Raw genomic sequence first — 20,519 nt, 5'->3', positions numbered from 1 at the left:
GCAAGCCAGCTCCCACACTGATTTGCGTTTAGTCAGTTACAGCAGCGGCTCATCCGGCTTCTTGTTCTTCCAGCCATCATTGCCCGGCAGCAACAAATTCAAACCAATCGCCACCACCGCACACAGGGCGATGCCCTTGAGGCCGAAATCATCCGGGCCGGTGCCGGTACCGACCAGCACACCGCCAATCCCGAACACCAGCGTTACCGACACAATCACCAGGTTGCGCGCCTCGCCCAGGTCGATCTTGTGGCGAATCAGCGTGTTCATCCCCACCGCGGCAATCGAGCCGAACAGCAGGCACAGAATCCCGCCCATCACCGGCACCGGGATGCTCTGCAGCAGCGCGCCGAACTTGCCGATGAATGCCAGGCTGATGGCAAACACTGCCGCCCAGGTCATGATTTTCGGGTTGTAGTTCTTGGTCAGCATCACGGCGCCGGTCACTTCGGCGTAGGTGGTGTTTGGCGGGCCGCCAAACATGCCGGCAGCCGTGGTGGCGATACCGTCACCCAGCAGCGTGCGATGCAGGCCAGGCTTTTTCAGGTAATCGCGGCCGGTCACGCTGCCTACCGCAATCACACCACCGATATGCTCGATCGCCGGGGCCAGTGCTACCGGGACGATAAACAGGATGGCCTGCCAGTTGAACTCCGGCGCGGTGAAGTGGGGCAGGGCGAACCACGGCGCAGCGGCGATTTTCGCCGTGTCGACCACACCAAAGTAGAACGACATGGCAAAACCCACCAGCACGCCGGAAATGATCGGCACCAGGCGGAAAATGCCCTTGCCGAACACCGCCACGATCAAGGTGGTGAGCAGCGCTGGCATCGAAATCAGCATCGCCGTCTGGTAGTGGATCAGCTCTGCACCGTCGCCGGACTTGCCCATGGCCATGTTGGCGGCAATCGGCGCCATGGCCAGGCCGATCGAGATGATCACCGGGCCGATCACCACGGGCGGCAGCAGCCGGTCGATAAAACCGGTGCCCTTGACCTTCACGGCCAAGCCCAGGAACGTATAGACGAAACCTGCTGCCATCACCCCGCCCATGGTCGCTGCGAGGCCGAACTGGCCCTTGGCGAGAATGATCGGGGTGATGAACGCGAAGCTCGATGCCAAAAATACCGGCACCTGCCGCCCTGTCACCACCTGGAATAGCAACGTGCCAAGGCCTGCGGTAAACAGCGCGACGTTTGGATCAAGACCTGTGATCAGCGGCATCAACACCAACGCGCCAAATGCTACGAAGAGCATTTGTGCGCCAGACAGGATCTGGCGCCAAAGCGGGTCGTTGAATTCATCCTGCATGTTCACGCGTCCTTCTGCTTGGTGCCGAAGATCTTGTCACCGGCATCGCCCAGGCCCGGGATGATGTAGCCGTGTTCATTCAGGCGCTCATCGATGGATGCGGTGTAGATCTGTACATCCGGATGGGCCTTCTCGACGGCGGCGATGCCTTCGGGCGCGGCCACCAGCACCATGGCACGGATGTCCCGGCAACCGGCTTTTTTCAGCAGGTCGATGGTGGCTACCATGGAACTGCCGGTGGCGAGCATCGGGTCGATGATCATGGCCAGGCGCTCGTTGATTTCCGGGACGAGTTTTTCCAGGTAGGTGTGGGCCTGCAGCGTTTCTTCATTGCGGGCCACGCCCACGGCGCTGACCTTGGCGCCCGGAATCAGGCTGAGCACACCTTCAAGCATGCCGATACCGGCGCGCAGGATCGGTACCACGGTAATTTTCTTACCGGCGATTTTCTCCACTTGTACGGGACCGGCCCAACCGGGGATCTCGTAGGTTTCCAGGGGCAAATCCTTGGTGGCTTCGTAAGTGAGCAACGCTCCGACTTCCTGAGCAAGCTCACGGAAGTTCTTCGTGCTAATGTCGGCACGGCGCATAAGGCCGAGTTTGTGTCGGATCAGCGGGTGGCGGATCTCGCGAGTGGGCATAGGAAAGGCTCCGGCGGCGGGCAAAAAAACCGGCCTAGATTAATCTATCCGAGGGTGTTGTCCTATAGACATCAAGTACGTTAGTCCATAAAGGCTTGATTGGAGCGCACGAGAAGCGTACCTTCGCCCGCTTTTCTTGCCACAGCACCCCCTTGGAGAGCGCCATGTCTGCTGATCTCGAGCATATCCGTCAAATCATGCACGAGGCTGACTGCCTGTACACCGAAGCGCAAGTCGAAGCAGCGATCGCCAAGGTCGGCGCGCACATTACTCGCGAAATGGCCGACACCAACCCGGTGGTCTTCTGCGTGATGAACGGTGGCCTGATCTTCGCCGGCAAATTGCTGACTCACCTGCAGTTCCCATTGGAAGCCTCTTACCTGCATGCCACCCGCTATCGCAATGAAACCAGTGGCGGCGACTTGTTCTGGAAGGCCAAGCCGGAAGTGTCTTTCATCGACCGTGATGTGCTGATCATCGATGACATTCTCGATGAGGGTCACACCCTGGGTGCGATCATCGACTTCTGCAAACATGCCGGCGCACGCAAAGTGCACACCGCCGTACTGATCGACAAAGACCACGACCGCAAGGCTCGTCCTGAGCTCAAAGCCGATTTCGTCGGATTGCCGTGCGTTGACCGTTATATCTTCGGGTATGGCATGGACTACAAGGGCTACTGGCGTAACGCCAATGGCATCTACGCCGTTAAAGGGATGTAATCGATGGCCCGCTTTCTTGATCAGACCTTATTTGCAGAGTTGGCCGAGAAAGCGGGCGATAGCCCCCGTGGCCGATACCACCATAATTTCCACCAGATGGAGGAGCCGTGTCATCGCCTCGCGGTGGCGCTGCAGCCGAGTACCTATGTGCCGCCTCATCGGCACCTGAGCGCCGACAAGGCCGAGACTTTGCTGGTGCTTCAGGGGCGCCTCGGTCTGCTGATATTCACCGATGCGGGTGAAGTGATCGCCAAACGCGTGATGCAGGCGGGTGGCGAGTGCGCAGGCGTCGATCTGCCACCGGGAGTGTTTCATGGCCTGGTGGTGCTGGAGCCTGACACGGTGATGTTCGAATGCAAGGCCGGGCCTTATCGACCGGTGGGTGAGGGCGAACTGGCTGATTGGGCACCGCGAGAAGGTGATGCAGGTGTGGCTGACTACCAGCGCTGGATGCTTGCTCAGTTCGACTGAACACTGACATCCAAATGTGGGCGTCTGTAGGAGCGAGCTTGCTCGCGAAAAACGTCAACGATAACGCGTGCTTCCTGAATAAACGCGGCGCCTTTGAGCTTTTCGCGAGCAAGCTCGCTCCTACAGGTATTAGGGCGAGCCCCCTCCCACATCCGGCGTCGCGCAGGTAGACTTCAAACCCCGTGTAAATGTCTGCAGGCTGGAGTCGGTAATGCGTAAAGATAAGAAACAGGTGATTGGCGACGAAATCGGTGACGACCAGATCAAGTTGTTCCTGGACTTCGAGCCGGTCGATGCGACGTCGCCGTCCCTGCACAAACTGATCAAGGCCTATCGCGGCCTGCGTATCGACGACTTCGAGCGTTTCCTGGGCTTTTTCAAAGAAGCAGGCCTGGACCTGGACGGCAAGGACGAGCATGGCCAGACCTTCGTCGACCTGATCAAGGACCAGCGCAACGCCGCCGAGTACATCGAACTGATCGACAACGCCCGCGGCTGATCGTCCGAACAAAAAAAACGCCCCGGCTTCAGAGTCCGGGGCGTTTTGCTTTTAACGGTAGGAGCGAGCTTGCTCGCGAAGAACCTGAGAGCGGCGCCTTAATCCACTTGCGCCGCGTTATCGTTGACGTTTTTCGCGAGCGAGCTCGCTCCTACAGGTTCCACCAGCTCCAGGCTGATGTTGTTCTGCGTGTTGATCTTGCGATACAGCTCGGCGTCCGTCTCCAGCACTTTCTCGCGCGCCGGGAAGATCTCGTGCAGCTTGGTGGCCCATTCACCGGCGGCTTTATGCGGGAAGCAGCGCTCGATCAGCTCCAGCATGATCGAGACGGTGACCGAAGCACCAGGAGACGCGCCCAGCAGCGCCGCAAGCGAACCGTCCTTGGCAGCAACCAGTTCGGTGCCGAACTGCAGCACGCCGCCTTTCTTCGGATCTTTCTTGATTATTTGCACGCGCTGGCCGGCCACTTCCAGGCGCCAGTCTTCGGCTTTCGCCTCGGGGTAGAAGCGACGCAGGGATTCCAGGCGCTGTTCCATGGACTGGCGCACTTCGCTGACCAGGTACTTGGTCAGGTCCATGTTGTCGCGGGCCACGGCCAGCATCGGGCCGATGTTGCCGGCGCGAATCGACATCGGCAGGTCAAGGAACGAGCCGTGTTTGAGGAACTTGGTGGTGAAACCGGCGTATGGCCCGAACAGCAGGGATTTCTTGCCATCCACCACGCGGGTGTCCAGGTGCGGCACGGACATCGGCGGCGAGCCCACGGCAGCCTGGCTGTAGACCTTGGCCTGGTGCTGCTTGACCACTTCCGGGTTGTCGCAACGCAGCCACTGGCCGCTCACCGGGAAGCCGCCGAAGCCTTTGCTCTCTTCGATGCCCGAGGCCTGCAGCAACGGCAGCGCCGCACCGCCAGCGCCGAGGAATACGAACTTGGCATCGACGTCGCGGCTGTTACCGCTGTTCACGTCCTTGATACTCACGGTCCAGCCCGCGCCGTTGCGCTTGAGGCCGGTCACGCGTTTGCAGTACTTGACCTGGGCGTCCGGCGAGCTGGTCAGGTGGCTGAGCAACTGATTGGTCAGGGCGCCAAAGTTGACGTCTGTGCCGTTCATCACACGGGTGGCGGCGATTTTTTCATCGAGCGGGCGGCCCGGCATCATCAGCGGCATCCACTCGGCCATTTCGCTGCGGTCTTCGGTGTAGTGCATGTCCGAAAACGCGTGGTGCTGGCTGAGGGTCTCAAAGCGCTTCTTGAGGAAGGACACGCCTTTGTCGCCCTGCACGAAGCTCAGGTGGGGCACCGGGCTGATGAACGACCTGGACGAGCCAAAGGTGCCCTTCTTGGTCAGGTAAGCCCAGAACTGCTTCGACACCTCGAACTGGGTGTTGATGTGCACGGCTTTCTTGATGTCGATGGAGCCATCGGCGGCCTCCGGCGTGTAGTTCAGCTCACACAGCCCGGCGTGGCCGGTACCGGCGTTGTTCCACGGGTTGGAACTCTCCGCGGCACCCGAATCCATCAGCTCAACGACTTCCAGCGTGAGGCCGGGGTCGAGCTCTTTGAGCAGTACGGCCAGGGTGGCACTCATGATGCCGGCCCCTACCAGTACTACGTCGACTGCTTCGTTATGCGCCATTTAACGCGTCTCCAAAATCTGCAGCACCAAATTGACGGCATGGCTGCCAGGAGTGATGGGGCGGTTCACGTGTTGCCCCAGGTTACCCATGGCCAGGATCGCCATGTCCGATTCGCAATTCTTTGCAACTTCAGCACACGCTTCCTGCCGGGCTAATCTGCCTATGAACGCATTCATGGGCGCCTGTGGCAATTCGACTTATGGTCAAAGCGTGCGATTCGTGCAACCAATCCGTAGCGGACAGGCTCAAGCTCCGGTTTTTGAGGAAGGCTCGATCCTGTGTAATTGGGCTGACCCAGACGCTGATGGTGCTTGTACAAACGCCAAACTATTCATTTGCTCGCCACACTCTTGTGAAGTTGTGAAAACCCGTTTTTTCACGCTCTTTTGAAGACGTGAACCTCAAAAAAGGGCTGCCCCAGCCTGGCACCTGGCCCGTAAACCTCTGCCGACACGCGGCAAAACGGGCAAACAACTCAAGTGGCCGAGCGCAATGGCAGCTCTGGCAGATTCGATAAAAGACGGGGTGGTTTGCAAAGGAAACAGCAAGCACGCCAGCTTCACTCGATCTGTGTGGGCGGCTCTCTGTGGGCGATTTTGGGGCTAATGCCTGGGCATTAACGATGCTGCGAGGCCCGATCAGGAGACGTCCTTATAATCGGGGGGAGATTGTAGCGAAGAACGTCAGTGAAATGGGCGTGTTTTATGACTTTTATTAGGGGCCTGGTCAGGAGGCCAACGCTTGCCGGTGTCGTGGGCGAAAAACCTTTGGGTTGACCCGGGCGCTGGCCGGCAGTGGGCGGTGCATCCAGCCCAGGTGAGTCTCGGTCACTTCCACCCAGCCTTCACCGACGGGCGGCAGGCTGCACTGCTTGAAGGCCAGGCAATGTCCGTGGGCATCAAGCAGGGCAAAGTGGCGATGACGAGCGTGGGACATGAACAGGGTCTTGAGAAGGCGCATGGCTGTGTACCTAGTGTGTTACATGCTTGAAGGTTGCCAGTGTGGCATGACACTGGGGTGACGAATTTATGCGAATTTGTAATTTGCGCAGGGGCTTCAGCCGCCGTTCAGGATCGCTGGTGAGTGGTGCGCGTGCACCGTTATACTGGCGTCCTGTCTGCACCTAGTCCTGGAGAAATGCGTATGTTGCAACGCCTGTTGTTCGGTTTGATCACTGTGACCAGTTTGACCCTTGTCGGCTGCGCCAACAGCCCGCAACAACTCAGCCCGCAACCTAAAGTCACCGCGCAGTTGGCGGCGGTAGGCCACGGCCAGCCGGTTTCGGTACGCGTGGTTGACGGTCGCCCGTCGCCAACCCTGGGTTCGCGTGGCGGCCTGTATCCTGAGACCGCACTGATTTCGGTGAACGGCCAGGATGTGCTGCCCAAGTTGCAGGCCCAGGCTGAAGCCGCTGTGCGTTTGCTGGGCTTTACGCCGACCAACTCGCCAGGCGTGCCGCAACTGACCGTGACCCTGGCCGAGCTGAAATACCAGTCGCCCAAAGACGGCCTGTATGTGACCGAGGCTTCCATCGGCGCTACCTTCAAGTCTGACGTCAGTGCCGGTACCCGCCGCTACAGTGGCCGCTACGCAGCCTCGCTCAACCAGCGGTTCGGCATGTCGCCCAACCAGGAAACCAACACCAAGCTGGTCAGCGACGTGCTCAGTGATGCCTTGACCCGCCTGTTCAAGGACCCAAGCATCGGTCAACTGCTCAGCGCGCAATAAGCCGCTCACAAAAAACCGGGCTCATCGCTGAGCCCGGTTTTTTTGTGCCCGTGGTTTTTGTCATGCGGCCGTATCGACATAAAAGTCCAGCATGCTCACACCGGTGAGCAGATCCAGCTCCGGCAGATCGGCATGCTGGTGCCCGCCGAGGGCGCAATACACCAGCCAATGGCGGTCCTGAACGTTGAACGCGAGACTGCCGATCAGCGCCTCCTGTTCCTCGCTCTGGGCGATCAAATACAGCCGATCCTGGTTTTGCGCATGCAACATGACAAGCTCCTCAAGCGTCGAAGGGCAACAGAGTGGCTTGTTAAGGTGACGTTCAGGTGACGGCGTAAATTACTGGATACATTAGCCGTCAATGGGGAAGGAGCATTAAATGCGCAGGAGGCGACTGTCGTTCAGGTGTGTACCTGGACTGATACCCGAAGACTGATTTACCGAGGTTTGCGATGGCGCTGCCCGCACTGCTCATCAATATTGTTGCCCTCTTGGTTGCCTGCTCGGGCGCCTGGGTGTTGTTCATCACCCGTCTGCATGCACAGCGTGCGATAGCTGACCTGGCCCTGCGCAGCGAAGAGCGCGCTATCGACCAACCGATGCTGTTTCTGGATACACGCACCGAACGGGCGCATCGCCTGGCGTACCGCGTCGGGTTCGCCTGCCTTGGCTTGGCCCTGGCCATCTCCTGGCTCAGCACCCGCTTGTAATTCCACTGCGAAACCAAATGTGGGAGCGGGCTTGCCCGCGAAGGCGGTGTATCAGCCACTGAATCTTTAACTGAACCAACGCTATCGCAGGCAAGCCAGCTCCCACACTGGCCATGTACTGCCCGCAGAGTCAGCGCCTGCCACATATCCCCTGTGGGCTCACTATTACAGGGGGATACCGGCCTTGACTCGGTATTGGTTGCGTACCGGCGTCGCATACTGCACCACCAGATAAGGCCGATGCTCCGCCGGGCACTCGTTCAAGCGCCGCTCCCATTCCGCCTTGGCCTTGGCCAGCTCATCGGCCGGGAACACGTCCGCCGCCTTGGGCACCTGCAATTGCGGGTCGGCATCACTCCACTGCGCGTACGCCAGGTAGTGCACCGGAAACAAGCGGTAGCCACCGAGGATCTGCCGGTCCATTTCCGCGGCCAGCAGCTTGGTGTCTTCAAAACGCTCGGTGATCGGCGGCGCAAAGTTCACGTGCACCCGGCCTTTATAGCCGGTAATGCCCAAGGCAATGCTCACATCATCCTCTCCCGGTGCCTTGGTGTAGGTGCCGGTGGTGGCGCGGATATACAGCTCGCGGGCCTTGGCGGCATCGCAGGGGTCGTACTCGTAGCTGATGGACACCGGCGTCAGGTTCAACGACTGGATGACCTCGGCAAATGGCTCGTCCTTGCGGCTGACGTGGAACATCTTGAGGATCGCCGATTCGGTACGGTCATCGCCATCCTTGGCCCGGCCTTCAGCCTGGGCAATCCAGATCGACTGGCAGTCGTTGCGGATCGAATGGTTGATGTAGGCCGACAGCAGGTTGTAGGCCGCCATCTTCTCCTTTCGCCCGGTAATCGAACGGTGCACGATGAAGCTCTTGTTCAGGCGCATCAGGTCGCTGACAAACGGCTTTTGCAGCAGGTTGTCGCCGATGGCGATGCGCGGCGTCGGCAGGCCGGCGTGGTACACGGCGTAGTTGACGAAGGCCGGGTCCATCACGATGTCGCGGTGGTTGGCCAGAAACAGATAGGCGGTGCCGGATTTCAGTTGCTCGACGCCGGTATAGGTCACGCCGTCGGTCGCCCGGTCAATGGTGTGGTCAACGTAGTACTCGACCTTGTCCTGCAGCGTGGCCACGGTGGTGACGCCAGCGAACTCGCGGCGCAGTTTGCGCGCAATCATTGGCTTGAGCAGCCAGCCCAGGGCGCCTGCAAAGCGCGGGAAGCGGAAGTGGGTCAGGATGTCCAGAAAGGCCTTGTCACTGAACAGGCGCGCCAGCACTGCCGGGACTTCGCTGTCGTTGTAAGGTCGGATGGTATCGAATTCGCCCATCATGCTCTCTTGTTAGAAACGGCTAGGGTAAGTAAAAGGAAATGTCAGGGTGCGGTCCGAATAAGGGGCCGGCCAAGAATAGCCCTGTAAATAGACCGGCGATTATACGCACAAGTCACCTAGGAGACTGCGATGCTCGAAACTGCGCTGTACGATTGTCCTTATTGTGGCGAAGCGGTCGAGACGACGGTGGATTTGTCTGGCGGGGACCAGACCTATATAGAAGACTGCCAAGTGTGTTGCCGGCCGATCACGTTCGACCTGCAAGTTCATGGTGAAGAGTGGATGCTTGAAACCCGCAGCGAAAATGAATAATGCGCAGCGAGAACGAATAAAAAGGTACGCCCATGCAGCGAATCTACGAACCGGAAAATCTGATGGAGGGCGAGTTGTTGCAGCAGATGCTTGCCAGTGAAGGTATCGAGGCGCACCTGGTGGGGCGCCATTTGCTCGGCGGCACGGGCGAGTTGCCGATATTCGGCTTGCTGGGGCTGGAGGTCGACAACGACCAGGCCGCCTGCGCCCGCGAACTGATCACCGCCTATATCGGCGCCCAACCCTTGCCCGGCGACGAACCCGACAGCTTCCCTGACGTGTTGGTCTGTTAGGCTGTCGGTCGGTTTACCCAAGAGTCGTGTTGCCCCATGTGTGGACGTTATGCCCTGTTTCGCTGGAACCCTGCCTTTGCTGCCTTGCCCGGCTTCCCCGCCGACCAGCAGGCCCAGTGGAACATCTCCCCGAATGATTCGGTGCTGATCCAGCGCCTGAGCGAGGGCCAACTCACCCTGGCGCGTGCCCGTTGGGGCCTCACACCGCCCTGGCTGACAGACCTGTCGCGCACCCCGGCCCACGCTCGCGCAGAAACCCTGGCCGAACAACCGATGTTTCGTGAAGCCTTCCGCTTGCGCCGTTGCCTGCTGCCCGCCAATGGCTTTTATGAGTGGCGCGGCACCCAGCGCAAGCGCCCGTACTGGCTCACGCCGGGGGAGGGCTCCACGTTGTTCTTTGCCGCAGTGTGGGAAGCGTATCCGGTGCAGGAGCAGGTGTGGCTGAGCACGGCGGTGGTTACCCAGGCGGCGCAAAGTCAGCGGCGGCCATTGATCCTGGACGCGGCAGGGCAGGCCGCCTGGCTCGACCCCGAGACTCCGCTGCAGGTGCTGCAGGGCCTGCTGGCGGCTGAGCCTGCCGTGCTGCGCGAGCGGGTGCTGGCCAATATGGTCAACGATCCGAAGCTCAATGGGCCGGAGTGCCTGACCCCGGCATGAGCTTTGTCCGTCGAGCCGCGTTCGGATGTATCTTAAATTCAGCGGTTAAACGTCCAGGGTATCTGGCGCAGATACAAATGACCGCCTACGATACGCGCCATGTTTTCAGGGAGCGTGTTCATGAAGAAGTCATTGGTGGTAAGTGGTTTGGTTGCAGCAATGCTGCTGGCGGGTTGCCAGTCGGTCAATACCACCAGCGGCGGCGCCGTTGGGGTAGAGCGCAAGCAGTACATGTTCAGCATGCTGTCGAGTCAGGAAGTCGACCAGATGTATGCCCAGTCTTATCAGCAGACCCTGGGTGAAGCCAGCAGCAAAGGGGTGCTGGACAAGACCAGCGCCAACGCCAAGCGCGTGCAGGCCATTGCCAAGCGCCTGATCGCCCAGGCTCCGACTTTCCGCGCGGATGCGGCCCAGTGGAACTGGGACGTGAACCTGATCAAAAGCGATGAGATGAACGCCAACTGCGGGCCTGGCGGCAAGATCCTGGTGTACAGCGGCTTGATCGACAACCTCAAGCTCACCGATGACGAGCTGGCTGCCGTGATGGGTCATGAAATCGCCCACGCCCTGCGTGAACACGGCCGCGAAGCGATGTCCAAGGCCTACGGTATCCAGATGGCCAAGCAGGGCGCCGGGGCAATATTCGGTCTCGGCCAGGACAGCCTGGCACTGGCCGATACCGTCGCCAACTACGGCATGACCTTGCCCAACAGCCGCAGCAACGAAAACGAAGCCGACCTGATCGGCCTGGAGCTGGCCGCCCGCGCTGGCTACAACCCGAACGCGGCCATCACGTTGTGGAACAAGATGGCCAAGGCTTCGGAAGGCGCACCGCCGGAATTCATGAGCACGCACCCGGCTTCGGACAGCCGCATCGCGTCCTTGCAGGCGGCGATTCCGAAGGTGATGCCGCTCTACCAGCAGGCCAAGAAGTCCTGATCGACGCCGTGTAGGAGCGAGCTCGCTCGCGAAAAACGTCAACGATAACGCGTGTTGCCTGAATAAACGCGGCGCCGGTGAGTTTTTCGCGAGCAAGCTCGCTCCTACAAGCATCAGGGCAAACCATCTTCCGTGTTTGCCTTAGATCCAGCCGCTGCTCTGCATGGCCTTGTACACTGCAATAATCGCCAGCACGAAGAACGCCGTAGCCGCCAAGCGACGAATCAAGGTCAGCGGCAGTTTCTCCGCGGCAAAATTCCCCGCCAGCACCACCGGCACGTTGGCAATCAACATGCCCAGGGTGGTACCGATAATCACCAGCCACAGTTCCGGGTATTGCGCCGCCAGCATCACCGTGGCGATCTGGGTTTTGTCACCGATTTCGGCGAGGAAGAACGCAATCAAGGTGGTCAGGAAGGGCCCGAACTTACGGGTGGTACTGGCTTCGTCATCATCGAGTTTGTCCGGCACCAGGGTCCACAGCGCCGTGGCGCAGAAGCTCGCGGCGAGGATCCAGTGCAGCACCGCATCCGAGAAGAAACTCCCGAACCAGGCGCCCACGGCACCGGCCGCCGCATGGTTGGCCAGGGTCGCGGCGACGATGCCGGCGATGATTGGCCAGGGCTTGCGAAAGCGAGCAGCAAGGATGAGTGCGAGCAGTTGCGTCTTGTCGCCGATTTCGGCCAACGCAACGATTGCGGTAGGAACGAGTAGTGAATCCAGCATCAGGTAGTTTCCAGGGGCGGGTCGACACGGCTATGACACGTACAGCCTTCCCGCCCCGGGTAAGGTGTGCGTGTCATAGGTCTTGTCAAACCCCGGTCCGTCTGTGCGGACTCCTGGGTCGCATACGCCATGGTCTGCTGACCAAGTATGTTGACGTATGCCGGACGAGCATGGCTCGTGGGAGACTACTCCCCTAGGACGCTGCGGATTCTGCCTAGGCAAAACCCATTCGGCAAGCGTTCTTTTTCAAACGTCCGTCAGGGGCGCTTGGCGCGGTAAATGCGAAAACCATTGCCTTCGGCCTTGATTGCGCAGATGCCCAAATGTTCTTCGATCAGTGGCTGGTACTTCAGGAAGCTATTGGCAACCAGGCGAAGTTCGCCACCTTTTGCCAGGTGTTTCGCTGCTTTTCGCAGCAGGTTCTCCGTGGCGAAATAATCGGTGTGCACGCCGACATGGAACGGTGGGTTGCTCAAAATCGCGTTCAAACCCATGGGCGCCGCGTCGATTCCGTCGCCGGTCAACACGTCGGCTTCCAGGCCGTTCGCTGCCAGCGTCAGGCGACTGCTGGCAGCGGCGAAGGCATCCACATCCAGCATCGTCACGGTGTTATGCGGGTAGCGGCGTTTGACCGCAGCCCCCAGTACGCCAGCGCCGCAACCGAAATCGAGCAGGTTGCCGCTGGGCAGCTTGTCCAAGTGCTCCAGCAACAACTCGGTGCCGCGGTCCAGGCGACCATGGCTGAACACCCCTGGCAAGCTCACCACCTTCAGCGGACCTTCGGCCAGGGGTACGTCGAAGACCTGCGCCAGGCTCTCAAGCTCCACGGCTTGCGGCGCGTTAGCGACAGTGACCTGCCATAGTTGGCAATGCCGTGCGCTATCGAGCTTGCGCGGTTTGCCGAACGGAACCATCTGCTTGGCGGCACTTTCGATCCCCCCCTTTTTCTCGCCCACCAGAAACAGCTCGGCGCCAGGCAGGCGCGCGGCCACGGCGTTGAGCAGGTAGTCGGTGAGGTCTTTGGACTTGGGCAGGAAAATCACCGCCGCATCAAAGGCGCGCTCGGGCACTGTCACGCCAAACTGGCTGCGTTCGGCGAAGCGCGCATCGAGCGCCGCCTGGTCACCGGCATGCCAGCACCAGCCGTGGGCATTGGGCAGGCGCCCAAGCAAATCGTCGGCAGGCAAACCTACGAGCAGCAGGTTGCCTTGAAAAAGTTCGGCCTGTCGAAGCAGTACTTCACTGCGCGGATCCATAGTCTGCTCCTTGAAAAGGGGCGCAGTTTATCAACTGACGACGCGCAGCGGGGCGCCGTTGAAAAAGCCCTGGGCGTTTTCCGTGAGCTGGCCAACGATACGCTGCCGTGCTTCGCGACTGCCCCAGGCGTTGTGGGGCGTGACGATCAAGCGTGGAATGTCTCCCGCCAGCAGCGGGTTGCCATTGACTGGCGGCTCGACACTCAGCACATCAGTCGCCGCGCCGCCAAGGTGACCACTTCGCAGCGCGTCGGCCAGGGCCTGTTCATTGATCAAACCACCGCGCGCAGTATTGACCACAAATGCGCCGGGCTTGAGCAAGGCCAGTTCACGGGCGCCGATAAAGTCGCGGGTGTGTTCATTGAGTGGGCAATGCAGGGTCAGCGCATCGACCTGGGTCAGCAATTCGCCCAGCGGCACACGGTCGGCGCGGGCAGGGCGCCCAGGTATCGCGCCGAGCATCACGCGCATGCCGAACGCTTCGGCCAGGCGTGCCACGGCACTGCCCAATTCACCATGGCCGAGCAGGCCGAGGGTTTTGCCTTCCAGTTCGACGATCGGATGGTCCAGCAGGCAAAACTGTTTGGCATGCTGCCATTTGCCAGCGGCCACATCCTGTTGGTAATCCTTCAAGCGCGTGGCGAGGTTGAGCAACAGCATGATCGTATGTTGCGCCACCGACGGCGTGCCGTAACCCTGGCAGTTGCTCACGGTAATCCCCTGGGCGCGGGCCGCTTCAAGGTCGATATTGTTGGTGCCGGTGGCCGACACCAGGATCAGCTTGAGCTCGGGGCAGGCCGCCAGGGTTTGGGCTGTGAGCGGGATTTTGTTGCTGATGGCGACTTGGGCGCCCTGCAAGCGCTCCCGCACATTTTCTGGCGTGGTCTGTTCAAACAACTGCAACTGGCTGAAGCAGTCATGCAAACCGCTGAGGTCGAGGTCGCCCAAGTCCAGGGAAGGGTGGTCGAGGAAGACGGCGCGGCGATTGTTCATGATCAACTGTACCTTTTGCGACGAGGTTCGAAGGCGTAATCTGCCGAGCCTATCAGATGAAATAATCAGTTACTTAATGGAGTGAGCATGTACGTCGCCGAGTTTTTGACCGTAGCCTTGATTCACTTGTTGGCAGTGGCGAGCCCCGGCCCGGATTTCGCCGTGGTGGTGCGTGAAAGCGTGACCCACGGCCGCCGTGCTGGCACATGGACGGCCTTGGGCGTCGGTTCGGCGATTTTCCTGCATGTGGGTTACTCGTTGCTGGGTATCGGCTTGATCGTGTCCCAGTCCATTGTGTTGTTCAATGCGTTGAAGTGGGCCGCAGCCGCGTACCTGCTTTACATTGGCTTCAAGGCCCTGCGCGCCCAGCCGGCCAAGCCTGCGGCCGAGGGCGAGTTGCACCGTGAAGCGGGCGAGCGCACCCCACGCGGCGCGTTTACCGCAGGTTTTGTGACCAATGGCTTGAACCCCAAGGCCACGCTGTTCTTTCTGTCGCTGTTCACCGTAGTGATCAACCCGCACACGCCGCTGGCAGTGCAGGCCGGTTATGGGGTGTACCTGGCGGTGGCGACTGCGTTGTGGTTTTGCCTAGTGGCCATGTTGTTCAGCCAGCAGCGCGTGCGCGCCGGGTTTGCAAAGATGGGTCATTGGTTTGATCGGACCATGGGCGCGGTGTTGATTGCCATCGGGGTGAAACTGGCCTTTACCAGCATGAAATAATCATTTTTCTCAAGTGAGCACAATCCAGATGTGGGAGCGGGCTTGCTCGCGAATGCGGTGCTTCAGTCAAAGATATACCGGCTGACACTCCGCATTCGCGAACAAGCCCGCTCCCACATTGGGTCTCATTAGGTCCTCGGTAATGGCGTAACGCTAGCATTTACTGGCCCCTGCAAATCATTCCTTTGGCTGATTTGGCTGAAACATAAGCGCTCTACAGTGCAGGTCTTCAAGCCAAGACCGTGCAGTCATTAAAGGGATTCTTATGTTGCAGACCCGTGTTATCCCGCCCGCCGAAGGTGCGTACCAATACCCGCTGTTGATCAAGCGCCTGTTGATGTCCGGGACTCGCTACGAGAAAACCCGGGAAATTATCTATCGCGACAAGCTGCGCTATAGCTACCCGACGCTGATCGAGCGCGTCGCTCGCCTGGCCAATGTGCTGACCGAAGCCGGGGTCAAGGCCGGTGACACGGTGGCGGTGATGGACTGGGACAGCCACCGTTACCTGGAGTGTATGTTCGCCATCCCGATGATCGGCGCGGTGATTCACACTATCAATGTGCGCCTGTCGCCAGAACAGATTCTGTACACCATGAACCACGCCGAAGACCGCTTTGTGCTGGTCAACAGTGAGTTCGTGGGGCTCTACCAGGCGATTGCCGGGCAGCTCACTACCGTCGACAAGACCTTATTGATTACCGATGGTGACACCCACACCGCCGAGCTACCCAACCTGATAGGTGAGTACGAAACCCTGCTGGCCGCCGCCAGCCCCACCTATGACTTCGAAGATTTCGACGAAAACTCGGTCGCCACCACTTTCTATACCACCGGCACCACCGGTAACCCCAAGGGTGTGTACTTCACCCATCGGCAACTGGTGCTGCACACCATCGGCGTGGCGACCATCATGGGCAGCGTCGACAGCGTGCGGCTGCTGGGCACCAACGACGTGTACATGCCGATCACGCCGATGTTCCACGTACACGCCTGGGGCTTGCCGTATGTGGCGACCATGCTCGGGCTGAAACAGGTGTACCCCGGCCGCTACGACCCGGAATACCTGGTGGAACTGTGGCGCAAGGAGAAGGTGACGTTCTCCCACTGTGTGCCGACCATTCTGCAAATGGTGCTCAACGCCAAGGCTGCGCAGAACGTGGATTTCGGCGGTTGGAAAATCGTCATCGGCGGCAGCGCCCTGAACCGTTCGCTGTACGAAGCCGCCAAGGCCCGAGGCATTCAACTAACCGCCGCGTACGGCATGTCCGAGACCGGGCCGCTGGTATCCTGTGCTCACCTCAATGATGAGCTGATGGCCGGCAGCGAAGATGAGCGCACCACCTACCGCATCAAGGCCGGTGTGCCGGGGCCGTTGGTCGAAGCGGCAATCATGGACACCGACGGTCGTTTCCTGCCCGCCGATGGCGAAACCCAGGGCGAACTGGTGCTGCGCGCGCCGTGGCTGACTGAGGGTTACTACAACGAGCCGCACAAGGGCGCCGAGCTATGGTCCGGTGGCTGGTTGCACACCGGTGATGTGGCTACGCTGGATGCCTTTGGCGTGATTGATATTCGTGACCGCATCAAGGATGTGATCAAGACCGGCGGCGAATGGATCTCCTCCCTGGCCCTCGAAGACCTGGTCAGCCGTCACCCCGCCGTACGGGAAGTGGCGGTGGTAGGCATTGCCGATCCGCAATGGGGCGAGCGCCCCTTCGCCTTGTTGGTGGTGCGTGAAGGGCATGTGATCGATGCGCGAGAGCTCAAGGAACACCTCAAGCCTTTTGTCGAACTGGGCCATTTGAGCAAGTGGGCGATCCCGAGCCAGATCGCCGTTGTTACTGAAATTCCCAAGACCAGTGTCGGCAAGCTCGACAAGAAACGTATCCGTGTCGACATCATCGAATGGCAGGCCAACAACAGCACGTTCCTGTCCACGCTTTAAACCCTCTCGCCGCGCCCGTTCGGGCGCGGCAATGCTCTATATCAAGCCTTTACTTGTGATTTGCCGAATTTCAGCCATCCTTCCCGCGTCGACCTTCGTCGGCGTGGCGAAAGGGTTGTGGCAGACAGGTTGGTGATGCAAATCACACTTTAGAGGGATCAAGCACTACCCCCCTCTGGCTATAGTCCCTTTCAGAGTTTTTCGCGGATGTTGCGCTTCGAGCCATGGAGGCTCGGTGGCGATGCGGCATTGGAATCGTTGTATCCCGGCCGTTACATCTGAAGAAAGGGCTCACTGCCATAACAATAAAATATGCACATGGAGTAGCGTCGATGACCTCAGTAAACCAGTTCTGGCGCCGGGCAAGACTGCCCCTGGCCGTCAGCCTCGCTTCTACGCTCGCCGGGCCGGCATTCGGCGTCAGTTTCAACATTGGTGAAATCGAAGGGAGCTTTGACTCGTCGCTTTCCGTGGGGGCGAGCTGGTCCACGGCCAAGCCCAATCGTGACCTGATCGGTGCCAACAACGGCGGCAAGGGCCTGTCCCAGACCTCCGATGACGGGCACTTGAACTTCAAGCGCGGCGAAACGTTCTCGAAGATCTTCAAGGGCATCCACGACCTGGAACTGAAGTACGGCGACACCGGTGTGTTTGTGCGGGGCAAGTACTGGTACGACTTCGAACTCAAGGACGAAAGCCGTCCGTTCAAGGACATCAGCGACAACAACCGCAAGGAAGGTGCCAAGTCTTCGGGCGGGCAGATTCTCGATGCATTCGTCTACCACAACTACTCGATTGCCGATGCGCCGGGTTCCGTGCGTTTTGGTAAGCAGGTCGTGAGCTGGGGCGAAAGTACCTTCATCGGCGGCGGCATCAACTCCATCAACCCGATCGACGTGTCGGCGTTTCGCCGTCCGGGGGCCGAGATCAAGGAAGGCTTGATCCCGGTGAACATGTTCTACGTGTCCCAGTCGCTCACCGACAACCTGTCGGCCGAGGCGTTTTACCAGCTGGAATGGGACCAGACCGTGACCGATAACTGCGGCACGTTCTTCTCGCAGCCGGACGTGATCTCCGATGGTTGCAGCAATAACCTGCGGGTACTGAACAAGCGTTCGACCATTCCTGCCGCCGCCCTGCCGACCCTGGGTGCCTTGGGGGTGGACGTGAACAGCGAAGGCGTGCTGGTGCGCCGTGGGCCGGACCGTGATGCCCGCGACAGCGGCCAGTTTGGCGTGGCCATGCGCTACAACTTCGAACCGCTGGATACCGAATTCGGCGCCTACTTCATGAACTACCACAGCCGTGCGCCGATCTTCAGTGCGCAGGGCGCGCCATCGGCGGCCTACACGCGTCCGCTGGGGCCACTGGGGGCCTTGCGGCCGTTGATCGTGGCGGGTAGCTCGAACTACTTCGTCGAGTACCCGGAAGATATTCGCCTCTACGGCCTGAGCTTCTCCACCACCTTGCCTACCGGCACCGCCTGGAGCGGTGAGTTGAGCTACCGTCCGAATGCGCCGGTGCAGTTGAGCACCACTGACATTCTGTTCGCCGGCGTCACGCCGATCCCCGGCTTTGGCAATGCGTCCGTGCTCAAGGGCACGCCAGGCCAGGACCTGCACGGCTACAACCGCAAGGAAGTCACCCAGTTCCAGACCACTTTCACGCACTTCTTCGACCAGGTCATGGGCGCCAGCCGCCTCACCACCGTCGGTGAAATCGGCGTGACCCACGTGGGTGGCCTGGAAAGCAAATCCCAGGCTCGTTACGGCCGCGATCCGGTGTTCGGCCCAGGCACGCTGCCAGGTGGGTTCTGCAACGCCCTCAACAACTCCACCGCCAACGGCGCCGGCTTGCCCAACGCTGCTGGCCTGAACACCAATTGCAATAACGACGGCTATACCACCGCAACGTCATGGGGCTACCGCGCCCGTGCCATCTGGGAATACCCGGACGTGTTCGCAGGCGTGAACCTCAAGCCCAACGTGGCCTGGTCCCACGACGTCAAAGGTTACTCGCCAGGCCCTGGCGGCAACTTTGAAGAAGGTCGCAAGGCGGTCAGCCTGGGCCTGGATGCCGAATACCAGAACACCTACACCGCGAGCCTGGCGTACACCAACTTCTTTGGTGGCAAGTTCAGCACCGTGGATGACCGCGACTTTGTCGCCTTGAGCTTCGGCGCCAACTTCTAAGCACACTCTTTTCAAGTGGCATGTATTCAGGAAGACCAGAGCATGAAAATAACAAAAAGTCTGTTGCACGTGGGTGTGCTTGGGCTGTCGATCCTGGCGAGTAACGTCATGGCGGCAGTCTCGGCAGATGAAGCCGCCAAGCTCGGCACGACCCTGACCCCGATGGGCGCCGAGATGGCCGGTAACGCGGCCGGCACCATTCCTAAATGGTCGCCATTGCCGACCAATGCCGGCGCGGTGGACGCCCGTGGTTTCCTCGCCAACCCGTATGCCAGCGAGCAACCGCAGTTCACCATCACCGCGCAGAACGTCGAGCAGTACAAAGACAAGCTGGCCCCCGGGCAATACGCAATGTTCAAGCGTTACCCGGACAGCTTCAAGATGCCGGTGTACCCGACCCATCGCGGCGCCACCGTGCCGGCCGAGGTGTTTGCCTCGATCAAGAAAAACGCCACCACCACCAACCTGGTGTCCGGCGGCAACGGCCTGGAAAACTTCGAAACCGCCGTCCCGTTCCCGATTCCCAAGAGCGGCGTCGAGGTTATCTGGAACCACATCACCCGTTATCGCGGCGGCAGCGTGACCCGCCTGGTTACCCAGGCCACCCCGCAAACCAACGGTTCCTATAGCCTGGTGTACTTCCGCGACCAGTTCGTGTTCCGCGACAAGATGAAGGACTTCGATCCGAAAAACCCAGGCAACGTGCTGTTCTACTTCAAGCAGCAAGTGACTGCGCCAGCGCGCCTGGCCGGTGGTGTACTGCTGGTGCACGAAACCCTGGACCAGGTCAAAGAGCCGCGTTCGGCCTGGGTCTACAACGCCGGGCAGCGCCGTGTGCGTCGGGCGCCGCAAGTGTCCTATGACGGGCCGGGTACTGCCGCCGATGGCCTGCGCACCTCCGATAACCTCGACATGTACAACGGTGCGCCGGACCGCTACGACTGGAAGCTGGAAGGCAAGAAAGAGATGTACATCGCCTCCAACAGCTACAAGGTCGACGATCCCAAGCTCAAGTACGCCGACATCATCAAGGCTGGCCACATCAACCAGGACCTGGCTCGCTACGAGCTGCGCCGGGTCTGGCACGTGGTCGCCACCTTGAAGGAAGGCCAGCGCCACATCTACGCCAAGCGTGACTTCTACATCGACGAAGACACCTGGCAAGCAGCGGTGATCGACCACTACGACGGTCGCGGCCAACTGTGGCGCGTTGCCGAAGCCCATGCCGAGAACTACTACGACAAGCAAGTGCCGTGGTACGCCTTGGAAACCCTCTACGACCTGCAGTCCGGCCGCTACCTGGCCCTGGGCATGAAGAACGAAGAGAAGCAGGCCTATGACTTCGGCTTCACCGCCAGCACCAGCGACTTCACCCCAGCGGCCCTGCGCCAGGACGGCGTTCGCTAACTGATCGCTCCCACGCTCTGCGTG

Annotated in this window: 22 protein-coding genes and 1 riboswitch; of the genes, 13 read left to right on the top strand and 9 right to left on the bottom strand. The window is 60.1% G+C overall.

What is annotated here, in order from left to right:
* Positions 1 to 36: 36 nt before the first annotated feature.
* Both FXO12_RS13130 and upp read right to left on the bottom strand, forming a co-directional pair.
* A complete protein-coding gene (locus FXO12_RS13130) occupies positions 37 to 1,311 on the bottom strand; it encodes a uracil-xanthine permease family protein (protein ID WP_003188606.1) in 1,275 nt (424 codons plus the stop codon).
* A gap of 2 nt (positions 1,312 to 1,313) precedes the next feature.
* Entirely contained in the window at positions 1,314 to 1,952 is a 639-nt protein-coding gene (upp, locus tag FXO12_RS13125; protein ID WP_003188608.1) for a uracil phosphoribosyltransferase, read from the bottom strand.
* A 164-nt stretch (positions 1,953 to 2,116) separates the two neighbouring features.
* On the opposite strand from upp, the gene FXO12_RS13120 reads away from it, so the two are divergent.
* From FXO12_RS13120 to FXO12_RS13110, 3 genes are all read left to right on the top strand, one after another.
* Positions 2,117 to 2,674, top strand: coding sequence for a hypoxanthine-guanine phosphoribosyltransferase (locus tag FXO12_RS13120; RefSeq protein WP_003188610.1), 558 nt, complete (start codon positions 2,117 to 2,119; stop codon positions 2,672 to 2,674).
* Between the two features lie 3 nt (positions 2,675 to 2,677).
* A complete protein-coding gene (locus FXO12_RS13115; protein ID WP_034126318.1) occupies positions 2,678 to 3,145 on the top strand; it encodes a WbuC family cupin fold metalloprotein in 468 nt (155 codons plus the stop codon).
* A gap of 211 nt (positions 3,146 to 3,356) precedes the next feature.
* Positions 3,357 to 3,644, top strand: coding sequence for a PA4642 family protein (locus tag FXO12_RS13110; protein WP_003188614.1), 288 nt, complete (start codon positions 3,357 to 3,359; stop codon positions 3,642 to 3,644).
* 98 nt (positions 3,645 to 3,742) lie between these two features.
* Here the strand turns inward: FXO12_RS13110 and mqo are convergent, their stop codons facing one another.
* Positions 3,743 to 5,281: a malate dehydrogenase (quinone) gene (gene mqo, locus FXO12_RS13105; RefSeq protein WP_057976867.1), complete on the bottom strand. Its 1,539-nt coding sequence runs from the start codon at positions 5,279 to 5,281 to the stop codon at positions 3,743 to 3,745.
* Between the two features lie 727 nt (positions 5,282 to 6,008).
* On the bottom strand, positions 6,009 to 6,242 hold the full coding sequence (locus FXO12_RS13095) for a hypothetical protein (protein ID WP_057976869.1): 234 nt from the start codon (positions 6,240 to 6,242) through the stop codon (positions 6,009 to 6,011).
* Positions 6,243 to 6,425: 183 nt separating this feature from the next.
* On the opposite strand from FXO12_RS13095, the gene FXO12_RS13090 reads away from it, so the two are divergent.
* The gene (locus FXO12_RS13090) at positions 6,426 to 7,010 is read left to right on the top strand and encodes a YajG family lipoprotein (RefSeq protein WP_034126321.1); all 585 of its coding nucleotides are present in this window, start codon (positions 6,426 to 6,428) and stop codon (positions 7,008 to 7,010) included.
* Between the two features lie 60 nt (positions 7,011 to 7,070).
* On the opposite strand, the gene FXO12_RS13085 is transcribed toward FXO12_RS13090, so the two are convergent.
* Positions 7,071 to 7,280: a hypothetical protein gene (locus FXO12_RS13085; RefSeq protein ID WP_003188620.1), complete on the bottom strand. Its 210-nt coding sequence runs from the start codon at positions 7,278 to 7,280 to the stop codon at positions 7,071 to 7,073.
* A gap of 182 nt (positions 7,281 to 7,462) precedes the next feature.
* Between FXO12_RS13085 and FXO12_RS13080 the strand changes: the two genes are divergently transcribed.
* The gene (locus FXO12_RS13080) at positions 7,463 to 7,720 is read left to right on the top strand and encodes a hypothetical protein (RefSeq protein WP_034126322.1); all 258 of its coding nucleotides are present in this window, start codon (positions 7,463 to 7,465) and stop codon (positions 7,718 to 7,720) included.
* A 165-nt stretch (positions 7,721 to 7,885) separates the two neighbouring features.
* On the opposite strand, the gene FXO12_RS13075 is transcribed toward FXO12_RS13080, so the two are convergent.
* Positions 7,886 to 9,049 carry a 1-acyl-sn-glycerol-3-phosphate acyltransferase gene (locus tag FXO12_RS13075; RefSeq protein WP_169918829.1) on the bottom strand — a complete coding sequence of 388 codons (1,164 nt, stop codon included), beginning with the start codon at positions 9,047 to 9,049 and terminating at the stop codon, positions 7,886 to 7,888.
* 132 nt (positions 9,050 to 9,181) lie between these two features.
* On the opposite strand from FXO12_RS13075, the gene FXO12_RS13070 reads away from it, so the two are divergent.
* The 4 genes from FXO12_RS13070 to FXO12_RS13055 all read left to right on the top strand — a co-directional run bounded on the left by FXO12_RS13070 (position 9,182) and on the right by FXO12_RS13055 (position 11,253).
* Positions 9,182 to 9,364 (top strand): CPXCG motif-containing cysteine-rich protein, encoded by a 183-nt coding sequence (locus FXO12_RS13070; RefSeq protein WP_034126324.1) that lies wholly within the window; start codon positions 9,182 to 9,184, stop codon positions 9,362 to 9,364.
* Positions 9,365 to 9,396: 32 nt separating this feature from the next.
* Positions 9,397 to 9,657 (top strand): putative signal transducing protein, encoded by a 261-nt coding sequence (locus FXO12_RS13065; RefSeq protein WP_032893538.1) that lies wholly within the window; start codon positions 9,397 to 9,399, stop codon positions 9,655 to 9,657.
* Between the two features lie 36 nt (positions 9,658 to 9,693).
* A complete protein-coding gene (locus FXO12_RS13060; protein ID WP_034126325.1) occupies positions 9,694 to 10,314 on the top strand; it encodes an SOS response-associated peptidase in 621 nt (206 codons plus the stop codon).
* Positions 10,315 to 10,434: 120 nt separating this feature from the next.
* Positions 10,435 to 11,253 (top strand): M48 family metallopeptidase, encoded by an 819-nt coding sequence (locus FXO12_RS13055; protein WP_014716953.1) that lies wholly within the window; start codon positions 10,435 to 10,437, stop codon positions 11,251 to 11,253.
* Between the two features lie 141 nt (positions 11,254 to 11,394).
* Here FXO12_RS13055 and FXO12_RS13050 read toward each other — a convergent pair whose 3' ends face one another.
* The 3 genes from FXO12_RS13050 to FXO12_RS13040 form a co-directional block, all read right to left on the bottom strand.
* Entirely contained in the window at positions 11,395 to 11,979 is a 585-nt protein-coding gene (locus tag FXO12_RS13050) for a TMEM165/GDT1 family protein (protein ID WP_054897011.1), read from the bottom strand.
* 88 nt (positions 11,980 to 12,067) lie between these two features.
* Positions 12,068 to 12,185: riboswitch (yybP-ykoY riboswitch) on the bottom strand.
* Between the two features lie 51 nt (positions 12,186 to 12,236).
* Complete coding sequence (locus FXO12_RS13045; RefSeq protein WP_034126326.1) at positions 12,237 to 13,235, bottom strand: class I SAM-dependent methyltransferase; 999 nt, start codon at positions 13,233 to 13,235, stop codon at positions 12,237 to 12,239.
* Between the two features lie 30 nt (positions 13,236 to 13,265).
* Positions 13,266 to 14,231: a 2-hydroxyacid dehydrogenase gene (locus FXO12_RS13040; RefSeq protein WP_057976907.1), complete on the bottom strand. Its 966-nt coding sequence runs from the start codon at positions 14,229 to 14,231 to the stop codon at positions 13,266 to 13,268.
* Positions 14,232 to 14,315: 84 nt separating this feature from the next.
* Between FXO12_RS13040 and FXO12_RS13035 the strand changes: the two genes are divergently transcribed.
* The 4 genes from FXO12_RS13035 (at position 14,316) to FXO12_RS13020 (ending at position 20,495) form a co-directional block, all read left to right on the top strand.
* Positions 14,316 to 14,948, top strand: coding sequence for a LysE family translocator (locus FXO12_RS13035; RefSeq protein WP_014716957.1), 633 nt, complete (start codon positions 14,316 to 14,318; stop codon positions 14,946 to 14,948).
* A 265-nt stretch (positions 14,949 to 15,213) separates the two neighbouring features.
* Positions 15,214 to 16,896 (top strand): fatty acid--CoA ligase, encoded by a 1,683-nt coding sequence (locus FXO12_RS13030; RefSeq protein WP_057976872.1) that lies wholly within the window; start codon positions 15,214 to 15,216, stop codon positions 16,894 to 16,896.
* Positions 16,897 to 17,228: 332 nt separating this feature from the next.
* Positions 17,229 to 19,088, top strand: coding sequence for a DUF1302 domain-containing protein (locus tag FXO12_RS13025; protein ID WP_003188640.1), 1,860 nt, complete (start codon positions 17,229 to 17,231; stop codon positions 19,086 to 19,088).
* Between the two features lie 42 nt (positions 19,089 to 19,130).
* Positions 19,131 to 20,495 carry a DUF1329 domain-containing protein gene (locus tag FXO12_RS13020; protein WP_034126328.1) on the top strand — a complete coding sequence of 455 codons (1,365 nt, stop codon included), beginning with the start codon at positions 19,131 to 19,133 and terminating at the stop codon, positions 20,493 to 20,495.
* Positions 20,496 to 20,519 lie beyond the last annotated feature (24 nt).

The sequence above is a fragment of the Pseudomonas sp. J380 genome, from assembly GCF_009827115.1.
Lineage (GTDB): Bacteria > Pseudomonadota > Gammaproteobacteria > Pseudomonadales > Pseudomonadaceae > Aquipseudomonas > Aquipseudomonas paracarnis.
Note: the sequence above shows the minus strand (reverse complement) of the source record. Positions and strands in the feature narration are given on the sequence as shown.

Coding starts and splice junctions, on each gene's coding strand:
- FXO12_RS13130 (WP_003188606.1), bottom strand. CDS start 1,311: ATGCAGGATGAATTCAACGACCCGCTTTGGCGCCAGATCCTGTCTGGC.
- upp (WP_003188608.1), bottom strand. CDS start 1,952: ATGCCCACTCGCGAGATCCGCCACCCGCTGATCCGACACAAACTCGGC.
- FXO12_RS13120 (WP_003188610.1), top strand. CDS start 2,117: ATGTCTGCTGATCTCGAGCATATCCGTCAAATCATGCACGAGGCTGAC.
- FXO12_RS13115 (WP_034126318.1), top strand. CDS start 2,678: ATGGCCCGCTTTCTTGATCAGACCTTATTTGCAGAGTTGGCCGAGAAA.
- FXO12_RS13110 (WP_003188614.1), top strand. CDS start 3,357: ATGCGTAAAGATAAGAAACAGGTGATTGGCGACGAAATCGGTGACGAC.
- mqo (WP_057976867.1), bottom strand. CDS start 5,281: ATGGCGCATAACGAAGCAGTCGACGTAGTACTGGTAGGGGCCGGCATC.
- FXO12_RS13095 (WP_057976869.1), bottom strand. CDS start 6,242: ATGCGCCTTCTCAAGACCCTGTTCATGTCCCACGCTCGTCATCGCCAC.
- FXO12_RS13090 (WP_034126321.1), top strand. CDS start 6,426: ATGTTGCAACGCCTGTTGTTCGGTTTGATCACTGTGACCAGTTTGACC.
- FXO12_RS13085 (WP_003188620.1), bottom strand. CDS start 7,280: ATGTTGCATGCGCAAAACCAGGATCGGCTGTATTTGATCGCCCAGAGC.
- FXO12_RS13080 (WP_034126322.1), top strand. CDS start 7,463: ATGGCGCTGCCCGCACTGCTCATCAATATTGTTGCCCTCTTGGTTGCC.
- FXO12_RS13075 (WP_169918829.1), bottom strand. CDS start 9,049: ATGGGCGAATTCGATACCATCCGACCTTACAACGACAGCGAAGTCCCG.
- FXO12_RS13070 (WP_034126324.1), top strand. CDS start 9,182: ATGCTCGAAACTGCGCTGTACGATTGTCCTTATTGTGGCGAAGCGGTC.
- FXO12_RS13065 (WP_032893538.1), top strand. CDS start 9,397: ATGCAGCGAATCTACGAACCGGAAAATCTGATGGAGGGCGAGTTGTTG.
- FXO12_RS13060 (WP_034126325.1), top strand. CDS start 9,694: ATGTGTGGACGTTATGCCCTGTTTCGCTGGAACCCTGCCTTTGCTGCC.
- FXO12_RS13055 (WP_014716953.1), top strand. CDS start 10,435: ATGAAGAAGTCATTGGTGGTAAGTGGTTTGGTTGCAGCAATGCTGCTG.
- FXO12_RS13050 (WP_054897011.1), bottom strand. CDS start 11,979: ATGCTGGATTCACTACTCGTTCCTACCGCAATCGTTGCGTTGGCCGAA.
- FXO12_RS13045 (WP_034126326.1), bottom strand. CDS start 13,235: ATGGATCCGCGCAGTGAAGTACTGCTTCGACAGGCCGAACTTTTTCAA.
- FXO12_RS13035 (WP_014716957.1), top strand. CDS start 14,316: ATGTACGTCGCCGAGTTTTTGACCGTAGCCTTGATTCACTTGTTGGCA.
- FXO12_RS13030 (WP_057976872.1), top strand. CDS start 15,214: ATGTTGCAGACCCGTGTTATCCCGCCCGCCGAAGGTGCGTACCAATAC.
- FXO12_RS13025 (WP_003188640.1), top strand. CDS start 17,229: ATGACCTCAGTAAACCAGTTCTGGCGCCGGGCAAGACTGCCCCTGGCC.
- FXO12_RS13020 (WP_034126328.1), top strand. CDS start 19,131: ATGAAAATAACAAAAAGTCTGTTGCACGTGGGTGTGCTTGGGCTGTCG.